This is a genomic window from Streptomyces sp. NPDC060184 (assembly GCF_042728795.1).
Taxonomy (GTDB): domain Bacteria; phylum Actinomycetota; class Actinomycetes; order Streptomycetales; family Streptomycetaceae; genus Streptomyces.
This window is the reverse complement of record NZ_JBHWYX010000019.1, coordinates 31,725-45,475: the sequence shown is the minus strand read 5'-3', so window position 1 is coordinate 45,475 and position 13,751 is coordinate 31,725. Positions and strand designations below refer to the sequence as shown.

General features: G+C 72.6%; 12 protein-coding genes. 9 read left to right on the top strand and 3 right to left on the bottom strand.

Annotation, left to right across the window (positions count from 1 at the left end):
• The first annotated feature begins 14 nt into the window (after positions 1 to 14).
• The 5 genes from sufU to ACFWEE_RS15105 all read left to right on the top strand — a co-directional run bounded on the left by sufU (position 15) and on the right by ACFWEE_RS15105 (position 3,504).
• Complete coding sequence (sufU, locus tag ACFWEE_RS15125; RefSeq protein WP_327175108.1) at positions 15 to 470, top strand: Fe-S cluster assembly sulfur transfer protein SufU; 456 nt, start codon at positions 15 to 17, stop codon at positions 468 to 470.
• Entirely contained in the window at positions 467 to 805 is a 339-nt protein-coding gene (locus ACFWEE_RS15120; RefSeq protein ID WP_266703120.1) for a metal-sulfur cluster assembly factor, read from the top strand. Before sufU ends, ACFWEE_RS15120 begins: the two co-directional genes overlap by 4 nt.
• A gap of 177 nt (positions 806 to 982) precedes the next feature.
• The gene (locus ACFWEE_RS15115) at positions 983 to 2,377 is read left to right on the top strand and encodes a hypothetical protein (protein WP_386889278.1); all 1,395 of its coding nucleotides are present in this window, start codon (positions 983 to 985) and stop codon (positions 2,375 to 2,377) included.
• A 281-nt stretch (positions 2,378 to 2,658) separates the two neighbouring features.
• On the top strand, positions 2,659 to 2,931 hold the full coding sequence (locus tag ACFWEE_RS15110; protein ID WP_386889277.1) for a hypothetical protein: 273 nt from the start codon (positions 2,659 to 2,661) through the stop codon (positions 2,929 to 2,931).
• A gap of 207 nt (positions 2,932 to 3,138) precedes the next feature.
• Positions 3,139 to 3,504 (top strand): VOC family protein, encoded by a 366-nt coding sequence (locus tag ACFWEE_RS15105; protein ID WP_386889275.1) that lies wholly within the window; start codon positions 3,139 to 3,141, stop codon positions 3,502 to 3,504.
• Positions 3,505 to 3,560: 56 nt separating this feature from the next.
• Here ACFWEE_RS15105 and ACFWEE_RS15100 read toward each other — a convergent pair whose 3' ends face one another.
• Positions 3,561 to 4,865 (bottom strand): hypothetical protein, encoded by a 1,305-nt coding sequence (locus tag ACFWEE_RS15100; protein WP_386889273.1) that lies wholly within the window; start codon positions 4,863 to 4,865, stop codon positions 3,561 to 3,563.
• A 168-nt stretch (positions 4,866 to 5,033) separates the two neighbouring features.
• Here ACFWEE_RS15100 and dapD point away from each other — a divergent pair, with 168 nt between their 5' ends.
• The gene (dapD, locus tag ACFWEE_RS15095) at positions 5,034 to 6,032 is read left to right on the top strand and encodes a 2,3,4,5-tetrahydropyridine-2,6-dicarboxylate N-succinyltransferase (RefSeq protein WP_386889272.1); all 999 of its coding nucleotides are present in this window, start codon (positions 5,034 to 5,036) and stop codon (positions 6,030 to 6,032) included.
• 135 nt (positions 6,033 to 6,167) lie between these two features.
• Positions 6,168 to 7,352, top strand: coding sequence for an alcohol dehydrogenase catalytic domain-containing protein (locus ACFWEE_RS15090; RefSeq protein WP_386889270.1), 1,185 nt, complete (start codon positions 6,168 to 6,170; stop codon positions 7,350 to 7,352).
• Positions 7,353 to 7,377: 25 nt separating this feature from the next.
• Here ACFWEE_RS15090 and ACFWEE_RS15085 read toward each other — a convergent pair whose 3' ends face one another.
• Together ACFWEE_RS15085 and ACFWEE_RS15080 are read right to left on the bottom strand one after the other, a co-directional pair.
• A complete protein-coding gene (locus ACFWEE_RS15085) occupies positions 7,378 to 8,568 on the bottom strand; it encodes a PP2C family protein-serine/threonine phosphatase (protein WP_386889268.1) in 1,191 nt (396 codons plus the stop codon).
• A 332-nt stretch (positions 8,569 to 8,900) separates the two neighbouring features.
• Positions 8,901 to 10,805 carry a protease pro-enzyme activation domain-containing protein gene (locus ACFWEE_RS15080; RefSeq protein WP_386889267.1) on the bottom strand — a complete coding sequence of 635 codons (1,905 nt, stop codon included), beginning with the start codon at positions 10,803 to 10,805 and terminating at the stop codon, positions 8,901 to 8,903.
• Between the two features lie 397 nt (positions 10,806 to 11,202).
• Between ACFWEE_RS15080 and ACFWEE_RS15075 the strand changes: the two genes are divergently transcribed.
• Together ACFWEE_RS15075 and ACFWEE_RS15070 are read left to right on the top strand one after the other, a co-directional pair.
• Positions 11,203 to 11,904, top strand: coding sequence for a DUF4232 domain-containing protein (locus ACFWEE_RS15075; RefSeq protein WP_386889265.1), 702 nt, complete (start codon positions 11,203 to 11,205; stop codon positions 11,902 to 11,904).
• 178 nt (positions 11,905 to 12,082) lie between these two features.
• Positions 12,083 to 13,588, top strand: coding sequence for a hypothetical protein (locus ACFWEE_RS15070; RefSeq protein WP_386889263.1), 1,506 nt, complete (start codon positions 12,083 to 12,085; stop codon positions 13,586 to 13,588).
• Positions 13,589 to 13,751 lie beyond the last annotated feature (163 nt).

Sequence of the window (13,751 nt, the reverse complement as noted above, 5' to 3'; positions counted from 1 at the left end):
CTGAGGGCTGACGGGTGAAGCTGGATTCGATGTACCAGGAAGTCATCCTGGACCACTACAAGCACCCCCACGGGCGCGGCCTGCGGGACGGCGACGCCGAGGTGCACCACGTCAATCCGACGTGCGGCGACGAGATCACGCTCCGCGTGCGGTACGAAGGCGACACCCTCGCCGACGTCAGCTACGAGGGGCAGGGCTGCTCGATCAGCCAGGCCAGCGCCTCGGTGCTGAACGACCTGCTGGTCGGCAAGGAGCTGGACCAGGCGCGGAAGATCCAGGACGCCTTCCTGGAGCTGATGCAGTCCAAGGGCCAGCTGGAGCCCGACGACGCGATGGAGGAGATACTGGAGGACGCGGTCGCGTTCGCCGGCGTCTCCAAGTACCCGGCTCGCGTCAAGTGCGCGCTGCTGAGCTGGATGGCGTGGAAGGACGCGACGGCGCAGGCGCTGTCCGAAGGGAAGACCTCATGAGCGAGAACGAGACTGTGGCACTGAAGCCGGCCTCCGAGGAGGAGGTCCGCGAGGCGCTGTACGACGTCGTCGACCCCGAGCTGGGCATCGACGTCGTCAACCTGGGCCTGATCTACGGCATCCACATCGACGACGCCAACATCGCCACCCTCGACATGACGCTGACGTCCGCGGCCTGCCCGCTGACCGACGTCATCGAGGACCAGGCGAAGTCCGCGACCGACGGCATCGTCAGCGAGCTGCGGATCAACTGGGTCTGGATGCCGCCGTGGGGCCCGGACAAGATCACGGACGACGGGCGCGAGCAGCTCCGCGCGCTCGGCTTCAACGTCTGAGCACCACCGCACAGCCGCACCGCTCACCCGCGGTTTCGAGGACGGCCCTCCGGTCCACCACGCGTGGACCGGAGGGCCGTCCTCGTACTGTTCGCCCGCCGTACCGCCGGCGTGTACCCCTCGTTGTCCCTGGAGCCGGAATCTTCTCGGCGACGACCCGCCGACGAGAGGTACGCAGTGACGCACCAGCCTTCACCCCGCCACCGCCGGGCAGCCGCCGCAGCGGCCGGCCTGCTCGCGCTCGCCGCCCTGGGGATCACCGCCCCCGCGCACGCCGCGACCTACGGGACGCCGACCATCGCCCTGTCGGCGACGTACCTCTCCGGCGCGGTGGGAGCGACGGGCGACCCGGTCGTCACCGTCACCGTGGCGCAGAGCGGTGCCGACGCCACCGCCCTCACCGTCGCTGCCTCCGCCAGCTCCAAGACCTCGGTCGCCGCGACCTCCGACGTGACCGTGACCGGCACCGGCGCGACCCGCCAGATCTCCGTCACCGCCCACGCCCGCGGATACACCGACCTCACCATCAAGGTCACCGGCCTCGGCGGCAAGACGGCCACCAAGAAGCTGTACTACGCCGCCTCGGCCGCGGTGCAGAACGCCGCCGACACCCGCTACCTCACCGGCTCCTCGGACGCGTCGGCCGCCGTCGACGTCGGCGGGGGGTACGCGGTCGTCGCCGACGACGAGTCGAACGTCCTGCGCCTCTACAACCTGGCCGTCTCCGGCGCACCCGTGAAGACCTGGGACGTCGGGTCCAAGCTCGGGGCGGACAAGGAGATCGACATCGAGGGCGCGGCCCGGGTCGGCGACACCATCTACTGGACCGGCTCGCTCGGAAACAACAAGGACGGCGAGTACAAGGCCGACCGCAACACCGTCTTCACCACGACCGTCTCCGGCTCCGGCGCCTCCACCGCGCTCACCGTCGGCAGCTCGTACAAGAAGCTCCGGGACGACCTCGTCGCGTGGGACGAGGCGAACGACGATCGGTACGGCTTCGCCGACGGCACCGAGGACGGCCAAGTACCCAAGCAGATCGACGGGTTCAACGTGGAGGGCCTGGAGTTCGCGCCCGGCTCCACCACCACCGCCTACGTCGGCTTCCGGGCGCCCCTCGTGCCGCCGAAGTCGGGCGGCAAGGGCCTGATCGTGCCGGTGACCAACTTCGACAAGGTCGTCGCCAGCGGCGCCAAGCCGGTCTTCGGCACCCCGATCGAGCTGGACCTCGGCGGCCTCGCGATCCGCGACATCCGGAAGAACGCGGCGAACCAGTACCTTGTCGTCGCCGGCTCCTGGGAGGCGGACGACAACTCCGACCCGTACGCCCTCTACAGCTGGGACGGCGTCGCCGGCCACGCCCCGGTCAAGCGCCTCGACCTGCCCACCACTGACCCGGGCGGCTGGGAGGCCGTCGTCTCGGTGCCCGACCTGACGGTCGCGGGCACCCGCGCCCAGCTGATCACCGACGCCGGCGCGGCCGACCTCTACGGGGACGGCACGGAGGCGAAGGACCTGGACCACGCCGAGTTCAAGAAGTCCCGCGCCACCTGGTTCACGGTCGGCGGCTGACCGGAGCGGGCCTGCGACCGGGCCCGGCAGAGCCGTCGACGGGCGGGGCGGCGATGCGGGCGGCCGGGGTTCGATTCCCGGCCGCCCGTCCGGCTGTTGACGGGCGCAACCTGGTCGCTCCGGCCCGCCCGATCCGGCGGCCTGTCGCGACGAGCCGCGTGATCCGGCCTGCCCGGCGGGCCCCGGCGCGTCGTGCCGGGCCCGCACCTGGCCGGAAGCCGCTCTCCTCGCTCGCGCCGGGTGCGCTCGCGGTTACCCTGGCGGAGGCCGAAGGGAGGATCATGACGACTCGGGGCTGGGAAGCCGATCCATCGTCACCGCTCCTGCGCCGCCTGGGCAAAACCCCTGCCGAACTCGGCACCACAGGGGGCGAACAGGGGTGTCCGGACATCTGGGAGCTGGAGAACGGCGACATCGCCGTCGTAGGCCGTGACCTCACCCCGTTCTATCTGAACCGTCTTCCTCCCGGGCTCACCGTCGCACCGGACGAGCGGATCGTCGTCATTCCCCGCAGGACGGCCGCCGCCGCGAAGGCGGACATCCCCGATGCGTAGCCCCTGGGCCGAGAGCTCTGGCCGGCGTCTCGGCCTGGACGACTATGCCGAGGACTCCGCCTGATCGGACGTGTTGCCCCAGCGGCCCAGGCGTCCATGGTCCGGGGGCATGGGCGAAAGAGCGTGCACGCGACGGCCGGCCGGCCGCTGCCGTGGCGGCGCGTTGTGGCCTGGCCGGGCCCATGGCGGTCTGGCAGAGTGACGGCCATGGCCTCTTCCTGGTACACGCTCGTCGTGGACGCCCACGACATGCCGTCGCTCGCCCGCTTCTGGTGCGAGGTGCTGGACTGGAGGGTCGTCTACGAGGACGAGGACGAGGTGACGATCGGGGCGAACCCGGAGGCCCTGCCCGGCCTCTGCTTCGTCTCCGTACCCGAGCGGAAGACGGTCAAGAACCGCCTGCACATCGACCTCAGCCCCGACGACCAGGACGCGGAGGTCGAGCGGATCGTCGCGCTCGGTGCCACGCGGGTCGACGTCGGGCAGGGGGACGACGTGAGCTGGGTCGTGCTGGCGGACCCCGAGGGCAACGAATTCTGCGTACTGCGCCCGAAGCGGACGCTGCGCGACTGAGAGGCCCGCGCCCGGTCCGGTCAGGACCGGGCGCGGAGACCGACGGACGCAGGGCGTCAGGGCGCGGAGTCCCCGTCCGGGCCGGGCTCGGCGCCCGGCCGCGGCGTGTCGCCGGGCCGCGGGCCAGGGCCGGGGGGCGGCGTGTCGTCCGGCTGCGGTGCCGGACCCGGCTGCGGGTCCGGGTGGCCGTACGGGGCCTGGCCCGGCTGCGGGGTCTGGTGGCTGTACGGCGGGGGCGTGGGGGCGGGGGCCGGAGTGAGGCCCGCCGCGGTGGCCAGGTCCTGGGCGAGGTTCTCCGTACGCATGCGGCGGTCGACGTAGAGCAGCCCCAGAATCAGCGGGGGGAAGGTGCCCACGACGATCTGGCCGATCATCTGACCGGCCAGTGCGAGCGCGACGACGCCGGCCAGGGAGAGCAGGACAGCGGTGAGGCTCGCGTCGCTGTCCAGGCCCGACGTGGTCAGCGCGGAGGAGAACACGGCGGCGACGGTGAACGGCATCTGGATGAGGTACGAGGCCATGCCCGCGATCATCTGGCCCAGCAGCGAAATGCCGAGGATCCGCCACCAACTGCCGCGCACCAGCCGGGACGAGCGGCGCATCGCGGCGATCGGTCCCTGGCGTTCGAGGACCACCGCCGTCGGCGCCAGCGAGAACTTCACCCAGAGCCAGGAGGAGAGCGGCCCCGCCGCCAGCAGGAGCAGGAAGGAAATCCCCAGGAACGCGGCGGCGCTGTTCGAATCACCGTTCGACACGGCCAGTGCGATCACGGACGTCTCGCATCCGATCGTCAGGACGAGGGGAACCGCCGCGATCAGCCCGGTCAGGAGCACGGTGCCCAGCATGGCCCGCAGCCTGGACACGGCGGTCTCGCGGACCATGCGGAAGGTCACCGGGCGGCCCAGCACCGCTCCCTGGAGCACCGCGGGCACCGCCGCCTGCACCAGGGTGAGGGCCAGGACGAACACGACGACCCCGATCAGCATCACGATGCCGAGCGCCACCAGGATCGGGGTGATGTCGTCCCAGGGGACGTCCGTCTCCTCGGTGGACGCGCTGAGGCTGTCGATGTGGCCGTGGACGGCGGAGAAGGCGACGAGCAGGGTCGCCGCGACGGCGACCGCCGCCGCTCCGTAGGTCGCCGCGGTGAAACCGAACAGCGCCTTCCAGTAGCGGCCCATCGTGGAGAAGGCGCCGTTGAAGATGTTCGAGAGCTGCAGGGGCGCCAGCGGTATCACCCCGGGCTCCGGCGGCGGGGGCACCCGCCGGCCGCCCCAGCCCTGGTGGCCTCCCCAGCCGTACGGCGCGCCACCCTGCGCTCCGCCGCCCCACCCCGCGTCCTGCGCCACTGTTCCCCCCACGAGTTGTTCGATGCGCTGTTCCGCTGTTCGACCGGAGGTCGATGCGGGGACACCGTAGCGCTCGGAGCCGGGGGACAGGTTCGCGGGAGGGGCGGGGCACCGGGGCGCGACCAGCCGGTTCCTGAGACCGGTTCGCCCGGGCGGGACCTGGACGGTTAGGTTTTGGTCATGACCGACACGACTTCCCAGGGCTCGTCCCGTACCACCGGCGCCGTCGCCGCCGGCCTCGCCACCATCGCCGGGAACGGCACCGTCCTCGACACCTGGTTCCCCGCCCCCGGGCTCACCGCCGAGCCCGGCCCGGCCGGCACGCGGCGGCTCACCGCCGACGAGGCCGTGAACCTGCTCGGCGAAGGCGCCGCCAAGGCCGTCGGCGTGGACGCCCGCCGCGGAGTCGAGGTCGTCGCCGTCCGCACGGTCATCTCCTCGCTGGACGACAAGCCGTTGGACGCGCACGACGCCTACCTGCGCCTGCACCTGCTCTCGCACCGGCTCGTCCAGCCGCACGGCCAGAACCTGGACGGCCTCTTCGGTCTCCTCGCCAACGTCGCCTGGACCTCCCTCGGTCCGGTCGCCGTGGACGACCTGGACACGGTCCGGCTGAACGCCCGTGCCGAGGGCCTGCACCTCCAGGTCACCTCGGTCGACAAGTTCCCGAGGATGACGGACTACGTCGCGCCCAAGGGCGTCCGTATCGCCGACGCCGACCGGGTCCGCCTCGGCGCGTACCTGGCGTCCGGTACGACCGTCATGCACGAGGGCTTCGTCAACTTCAACGCCGGGACGCTCGGCACCTCGATGGTCGAGGGCCGCATCTCGGCGGGCGTCGTCATCGGCGACGGTTCCGACATCGGCGGCGGCGCCTCCACCATGGGCACCCTCTCCGGCGGCGGCAAGGAGCGCATCGTGATCGGCGAGCGCTGCCTCATCGGCGCGGAGGCGGGCATCGGCATCGCGCTCGGCGACGAGTGCGTCGTCGAAGCCGGGCTGTACGTCACCGCCGGCACCCGCGTCACGATGCCGGACGGCCAGGTCGTCAAGGCCCGCGACCTCTCGGGCGCCTCGAACATCCTCTTCCGCCGCAACTCCGTCACCGGCACCGTCGAGGCCCGCCCGAACAACGCGGTCTGGGACGGACTGAACGACATCCTGCACGCGCACAACTGAGCCCGCGCGAGCGGCCCGCGGAACAGCCCCCGGTGCCCCCGGGGGCTGTTCCGTACCCGGCCGACGCGACAGGGTGGCTCCGGGCGCGGAGAGTGGAGGGTGGAGAACCTGCCGACGCTCGAGAGGGGATCCGCTGTGCGGGCGCTCACCTACCACGGGAAGCGGGACGTCAGGGTCGAGACGGTCCCCGATCCGCCGATCGAGAAGCCGGACGACGTGATCGTGCGCATCACCTCGACCGGGATCTGCGGCTCCGACCTCCATCTCTACGAGGTCCTCGGCCCCTATCTCGACCCGGGCGACATCCTCGGCCACGAACCGATGGGAATCGTCGAGGAGACCGGCCCCGAGGTCACCGCGGTGGCCAGGGGCGACCGGGTCGTCGTCCCGTTCAACATCTGCTGCGGCCGTTGCTTCATGTGCGAACAGGGCCTGCACTCCCAGTGCGAGACCACCCAGGTCCGCTCCCGCGGCATGGGCGCCGCGCTCTTCGGCTACACCAAGCTGTACGGACAGGTCCCGGGCGGACAGGCCCAGTTCCTCCGAGTCCCGTTCGGCAACAGCCTGCCGATCAAGGTGCCGACGGGCCCGCCGGACGACCGGTTCGTCTACCTCTCCGACGTGCTGCCCACCGCCTGGCAGGCGGTCGAGTACGCGGCGATCCCGCCCGGCGGCACGGTCACCGTCCTCGGCCTCGGCCCGATCGGCGCGATGGCGGCCCGCATCGCCCGCCACCGGGGCGCCGGACTCGTCGTCGGCGTGGACCTCGTACCCGAACGCCTGGCCAGGGCGAGTACGTACGGCGCCACCTGCCTGGACCTGCGCCGGTACGCCAACGGACCGGGCGACGCGATCCGGGAACTCACCCAGGGGCGCGGTACGGACTCCGTGATCGACGCCGTCGGCATGGAGGCGCACGGCGCCCCCACGGCGAAGGCGGCCCACTGGGCGGTCGGGCTGCTCCCGGACGCCGTGGCCGAACGCCTCATGGAGACCGCGGGTCTCGACCGGCTGTCCGCCGTGTACACCGCCGTGGACGTGGTGCGCCGGGGCGGCACGATCTCGCTCTCCGGCGTCTACGGAGGCGCCGTCGACCCGCTGCCCCTGCTGAAGATGTTCGACAAGCAGATCCAGCTCCGGATGGGCCAGGCGAACGTGTGGCGCTGGGTCGACGACATCCTGCCGCTGCTCACCGACGCGGACCCGCTGGGCGTCGACACCTTCGCGACGCACCACCTGCCGCTGGAACAGGGGCCTCAGGCGTACTCCGCCTTCCAGCGGAAGGCGGACGGCATGATCAAGACGCTGCTGCACCCCTGACGGCGGTCCGGCGTGCGGCTGCCCCTCACGAACGCTGGTGCTGCCGCCACTCGATCATGAGGATGGTGGCGTCGTCCGCGAGCTTGTCGTTCTGGTGCTCCAGGATCGAGTGGATGAGCTGACGGAGCGCTTCCGGAGCGAGCTCGCCGACCGCGGTGGCGCGGATGATGGAGGTGGTGAAGCCCGCGAGGCCGAACTGTGACCCCCCGGCAAGACGCGCCTCGGTCACCCCGTCCGTGTAGAGGATGACGCGGTCTCCCGGCTCCAGCGCCGCTTCGCGCACCGTGCGGGAGAGCCCGCCGAGCACGCCGGGCGTTCCCATGGGCGGTTCGCCCGGATATTCGAGGGCGCTCTCCAGGACCTGTTCGTCGCGGATCAGAAGGGGCGGCGGGTGCCCGCTGTTGACCCAGCTCAGAATGCCGCTGGCCAGGTCGAGCTGCATGACGATCCCGGTGCAGAACTGGTCCGGAAGCCACTCCGCGAGCGCTTCGTCGACGGTCCTCACCATCTCGCCCAGCCCGGATCCCCGGCGCCGGGCGCTCCGGCAGCCGGCCATCGCGATCGCGGTGGTCAGCCCGGACGCGAGGTTGTGCCCCATCGAGTCCAGGATCACGGCGTGCAGCGTCGACTCCGTCAGGGCGTGGTCGAACGCGTCCCCGCCCAGCTCGTAGGCGGGTTCGAGGACGGCGGTGGAGACAGCCCTGTCGTCGCCGACGGTGCGGGGCGGCAGCAGTGCCCGCAGCATCTCCGCCGGCAGCGTCATGGTCCCGGTGCGCGCCTGCTGCACGAGCCGGTCGCTGAACGCCCGCTTGGACGTGATCGCCATGGCGAGGACGGACGCGAGCGACCCGCACCGCTCCAGCAGGGTGCCGTCCAGCGTGTCCAGGTGGAAGCCGGCCACACCCAGCCGCTCCTCGCCGTCGACCAGCGGCAGCCAGACGATCAGCGTCCGGGCGTCGGTGTTCTGCACGCGCAGGGTCATCGCGCGGTAGGCCCAGCCGGCCAGGGAATCGTCCACCGGCAGCCGGCCCTCGCCCGAGAGGAGGGTCAGCTGCCGCTGCTGGATGTCCACCAGATAGACGTCCACGTGGCCGAGGCCGAGACGCGCGGCGTGGCGGTTGACGAGGACGGAGAGGCCGGTCGGAGCCGTCGAGTGCACCTCCGCCAGGAAGGCGTGCAGGACGTGTTCGACGGCGTCGCCGGAGGACTCCCTCATCGGCGCGCCTCCCGCGCCGCGGCCGGACACCACCGGGCGGCGGTGCGGTGTGCTGTGCCGCGGGGCATGGCGGACTCCAGGGGCCGGGGGAGGACACCGGCGCACGCCGCCCGGGTGCACCGGACCGCAGTGTGCCGCGTCCGTCCAGGGAACCCGGGGCGGCCGGGTGATGCCACTTCTCGGCGCCGTTCGGTGGGCGTGCACCGGGACACCGCCCGGCGGGGGCGTACGACTGCGCGCAGTGCCCACCGCGCGGTGCCCGGCGGAAGCGCACGACTGCCCCGGGGCCGGAGCCCCGGGGCAGTCTTACGCGTCGGGCCGGTGCGCCGGGATCAGCGGAAGGAGCTGATGTACCCGGCCGCCGGGGTGCCGACGCCCGTCACGTCGTCGTACCCCTTGACCGCCTTGAGCGAGGCGTCCTGGCCGAGGCTCCGGAGCGACGTCAGAAGACCGTCCGTCGCGTCGACGCCGTTGGCGAAGTCGACCCGGGCCACCGCGAGGTCACGGCCCCCACCCAGCGGGTGGTCGGTGACGTCGTGGTACGCCTTCGAGCCGTAACGGGCGTAGATCGCCGGGTTGGCGAAGCCGATCGAACGGCCGTGCTGCGCCTGCTGTGCGAGGGCCTGGACGCCCGCGATGACCGGAGCCGCCAGCGACGTGCCGCCGATGCGGTACTCGTCGTAGCCGAGCGAGCCGTCGGGGAGCGTCTGGGTCTGGCCGACGAGGAAGCCGGTGTTCGGGTCGGCGACCGCCGCGATGTCCGGGGCGGTGCGCATCCGGGTCCTGCCGTTCGCCCGGGCGAGCGCGTCGGGCACGACACCGCGCTGGTAGGACGGCTGCTTCACGGTCGAGCTGGTGCCGCCGCCCGCGCCGGAGGTGTAGGCGCCGGGGAAGTCGGTCCAGCTCTTCCCGTCGTCGGAGAGGTTCGCCTTCAGCGTGCCCCAGCCGGTCTCCCACTGGTAGGCGTCGCCCTTGCCGACGGCCAGCGAGGTGCCGCCGACCGACGTCACCCACGCGGAGTTGGACGGGACGTCGACCTGCTTGGTGCCGGTGGACGCGACGTTGTCGCCCGCGTCGCCGGAGGAGAAGTAGAAGCCGATGCCCTCGACCGCGCCCAGCTTGAACACCTGGTCGTACGCCGCCGCGACGTCCGGGGTCTCGTTGGCCTCTACGTCGCCCCAGGAGTTGGAGACGATGTCGGCGAGCCGGTGGTCGACGACCTTGTTGAGCGAGTCCAGCAGGTCGGCGTCGTAGCAGGAGGCGCCGCCCACGTACACGATGTCCGCGGCGGGCGCGACGGCGTGCACGGCCTCGACGTCGAGCGTCTCCTCGCCGTACCAGCCGGAGGCTCCGCATTCCTCGGTCGCCGTGTAGTCGGCCGGCAGCACCTGGCGGAGCTGGCCCTTCTTGTACGGGGCGTCGCCGTTGCGCTTGGCGTACTCCGCGGCGTCCTTCGCGATGGTCGGCGAGGCGTACGCGTCGGTGATGGCGACGGTCACTCCCTTGCCGGTCCAGCTCCCCGCCCCGTACGCGGAGCGGAGCTGCTCGCCGGTGTAGCCCTTGACCGCGTACGGCACCTTGGAGCCGTAGGCGCTCGGCAGCGAGGAGGCGGTGTTCGAGCCGTAGTACGTGGAGAAGGGACCGGCGTTGCGGAACACCGCGTCCGGCGGCGGCAGGACCTCGTCCTGGCTCGACTTGTGCGGCATGTTGTCCAGGCCGGAGACCGCCAGCACCGCCTTGCCCAGCCCGGCCGGCACGGAGGCCGTCGCGCTCGGGGCGCGGTAGGTCCGGCTGCCCTTGCGGTAGTTGTGCAGCTGGGTGGAGAACGTCTTCTCGGCCGCGGCGACGTCACCGGTGGCGGAGACGTAGTGCTGGTTCGCACCGGTGACGGTCAGGCCGTTCGAGGTCAGCCACTGACTGACCTCGTCGATCTGCTGCTGGGTCGCGCCGAAGCGGGCCTGGGCCTGCTCGGCGCTCAGGTACTTCCCGTACGAGGAGGACCGCGGGTCGGACACGGCGGCGGCGTAGGCGGCCAGTCCGGCCGCGTCCCGCCCGGCGAGGTGGACACGGACGCTCACCTTGCCGCTGTCGGCCGTGGCACCCTGGTCGGCCTGGGCCGTCGCCCAGGCCGGCTTGGTGCCCTGCAGCGCGTCGCGCCCGCCCGGAGCGGAGTCCGCGCTGGCGGACGGTATTCCGAGGGCGAGTGCGCCGGCGAGCAGCGGCAGTGTCGCTGCCATGCTCAGTCCGGCGCGGCTTCCGGCGCGGCTGATTCTCATGTAACCCCCTGCGATCTGGGTGTTCGCGTGCGGAGCATGTGCTGGATGATGTGCACATGTAGTCCCGTCACTCTTGCGAGGAACCCTTCATGTAAGGGGCATGCATTCGCCAAGAAACTGTCAAAAGGGCAGCCGGGGTGCCGAGTTCGTGCATGGAAGAGCGGGAATGTGCGGGGCCCGGCCGAGGGCGGACACGGCCCCGCTCGCGGGGGCGGGGGCGGACCGGCGTGGCCCGCGGCGGTGCGTGCGGGACCGAACCGTCCGGGGTGTGCCGGCCGCGTCCGGGACCGAACCGTCCGGGGCGCGGTGGCGTCTCACATGGTCCGGAAGGGTCCCGGGAGAGCGGCAAGGGGAGCGAATGCCTGTACGTGCGGGTGAGCGGATACGGCGGGGGAGCGGCGCCGCCGCGCTGGTCGGGGCGGGGGTGCTGGCCCTGACCGGCTGTGCGGGGGTCTTCGTGCCCGCGGGGGAGGGTGAACCGCCGTCGACGCCGGCCGCGAGCCGCGCGGCGGTCACGCCGGGCGGGCCCGTCGCGGCGGAGACCCTGGACCCCTCCGCCTTTCCGGCGGGCGGCACCGCACGGCCGGCTCCTCCTCGGGCCGCCGCCCCGACTCCCGCCCCGGACCCCACGCCGACCGGCGACTGCCCCGCCTCCGGCGTCCGGGTGGACATGGGGCCCGTGCAAGCGGCCATGTTCGCCCGCGCCGTCGTGCTGACCCTCGTCAACTGCGGCACCGAGCCCTACCAGGTCGACGGCTACCCCTCGGTCCGGGTCCTGGACGAGAACGGCGACCGGCTGCCGGTCCCGGTCAACCCGGGCCGTTCGATGTTCGGCGCCGACCTCGGCCCCGAGCCGGTGGCGCTGAAGCCCGGCGGGACCATGAAGTCCGTCCTCGCCTGGGTCTCGACCAAGGAGGGCGGCGACCTCATCGAGAGCGACTCCCTGGAGCTCGCGGCGGCCCCGGACGCGGGATCGCGGAACGTTCCGCTGGTGGAGCACGACCTCCGGCTGATGGACGAGCTGAACATGACGGCCTGGCGGACGAAGCTGCCCGGCTGAGCGGGAGCACCACCCCGCGCCCGCCCTCCGCCCCTCGGACCTGCTCGTCAACGCGCTGAAAGGGTTCCCCCGTCCGTGGGGCGACTGGGCGAACCCTGCCGGTCGGCGGCACTAGGCTTGGACGGCCTGAACCGTGTACGCACCCGTGCACCCGAGCACGCGCCGAGGAGAACCCCCGATGTCCGCAGAGCGTCCCACCCTGCCGCCGGTGCGGCTCCCCGCCGAGGCCGAACTGGCCAGGGACGCCCTGGCCGCGCCGCTGCTCGTGCGGGCCGTACGCCTCGCCCGCTGGGCCGGGCCCGGTACGCGCGTCGGCGCCGGGGGCGAACTCGTCGAGGCGCAGCTCCCCGCAGCCGCCGAGCACCTCGGCCTCCCCGCGGACGAGGACGGGGCCGCCCTCGCCAGCGAGGCCTGGCGCCTGGCCGTGGACACCGGGCTGGTCGACGTCACCGATCCGTCCGACGACTCCGACTCCTCGGCCGGCGGGGCCGACGGGGCCGACGGGAGGACGGAGTCCGCCGAGGGCACCGCCACGCAGGGGGAGAGCCTCGCCCTGCTGACCGGTGGTTCACCGGCCGACGTCCTCTCCGTCTGGCTCGACGGCCTGGAGGCCGCCTTCGCCGACGCCACCGCCCCGGTCTTCGACGACTTCGCCGATCTGGTCGGCGAGGACGGCACGGTCGACCTCGGCGCCCTGGACTGGGACCCGGAGGCCGAGGCCGAGTTCCTCGAAGGGGTACTGGGCAACCTCTACCTCCTCACCCTCTCCGAGGGCGGTCCGGGCGACGGCCCCGTACCGCTGCCCGCCCTCGCCGCCTCCATGATCGTCCCCGACGACATGGGCGAGCCCACCGACGACATCCTGGAGCAGGTGTCGGAGGCGATGATGCGGCTGGACGACCAGTTCCGGGTGCTGGAGCCGATCGGGATCGTCGAGTACCACCCCGTCGACGAGACGCTGATGACCGAGGAGAGCGAGGCGTCGGCCGACCCCGTCGGCGACGAGGACGACGTCAGCCGGTACGGCATGGTCAAGCTCACCCCGCTCGGGCTCTACGGCATCCGGTCCCGGATGCTGGAGGCGGGCGTGGACGCGCCCGCCATCGGCGACCTGGCGGACAAGGACGCCGCCGCCCTCCTGGACGGGGTCGCGTACTACCCCGAGGCGGCAGCCCAGGCGGAGATCGGGCTGTGGATCGCCGGGCGCGGCGACACCGACGCCGTCGCGACCGCCGCCGACCTGCTCGCCGCCGCCCGGGGAGACGACGAGGGCGCCCCGCTGCGGCGGCTCCACTGCCAGCAGGCGCTCGCCCTCACCGGCCCCGCCGCCGAGCCCGCGCTGCGCGCGGTGCTCGCCGATGCGGAGCTGGGCGGGCTCGCCCGGGTCTGGCTCGCCGAACACGGCGCGACGGACGTCCCGCCGCCGCCGGAGTCGATGGTCTTCTGGCTGGCCGTGGACACGCTCGCGGCGCAGCTGGACGCCGACGGCGAGGCGGCGGAGCTGCAAGGGCTCGTCGAGGGTCTGGTCAGCCGGGACGGCGACTTCTTCGACCAGATCTGGCGGGTCGACCACCCGGCGACCGCCGAGGTGCTCGACGCCATGGGCCGGCTGCACGGCGACAAGAAGACGGCGAAGGAAGCGCGCAAGGCCGCCTTCAAGGCCCGCTCCCGCAGCGGGTCCTGACGGTGCGTCGGCTGCCGCTCGCGGGCGGGTGGCAGCCGACTCCGGTGCGGTGTGAGGAAGTCGCCCGTCCGGGTGGCCGGAGGCGTCCGTTGCACGGCAAGGGTGTGCTCACAAGTCGCCTGGAGTTCATGCGGAGTTGGCCTGGGGCCGCGAATGTGAGCGC

Coding starts and splice junctions, on each gene's coding strand:
- ACFWEE_RS15120 (WP_266703120.1), top strand. CDS start 467: ATGAGCGAGAACGAGACTGTGGCACTGAAGCCGGCCTCCGAGGAGGAG.
- ACFWEE_RS15110 (WP_386889277.1), top strand. CDS start 2,659: ATGACGACTCGGGGCTGGGAAGCCGATCCATCGTCACCGCTCCTGCGC.
- ACFWEE_RS15105 (WP_386889275.1), top strand. CDS start 3,139: ATGGCCTCTTCCTGGTACACGCTCGTCGTGGACGCCCACGACATGCCG.
- dapD (WP_386889272.1), top strand. CDS start 5,034: ATGACCGACACGACTTCCCAGGGCTCGTCCCGTACCACCGGCGCCGTC.
- ACFWEE_RS15085 (WP_386889268.1), bottom strand. CDS start 8,568: ATGAGGGAGTCCTCCGGCGACGCCGTCGAACACGTCCTGCACGCCTTC.
- ACFWEE_RS15080 (WP_386889267.1), bottom strand. CDS start 10,805: ATGGCAGCGACACTGCCGCTGCTCGCCGGCGCACTCGCCCTCGGAATA.
- ACFWEE_RS15075 (WP_386889265.1), top strand. CDS start 11,203: ATGCCTGTACGTGCGGGTGAGCGGATACGGCGGGGGAGCGGCGCCGCC.
- ACFWEE_RS15070 (WP_386889263.1), top strand. CDS start 12,083: ATGTCCGCAGAGCGTCCCACCCTGCCGCCGGTGCGGCTCCCCGCCGAG.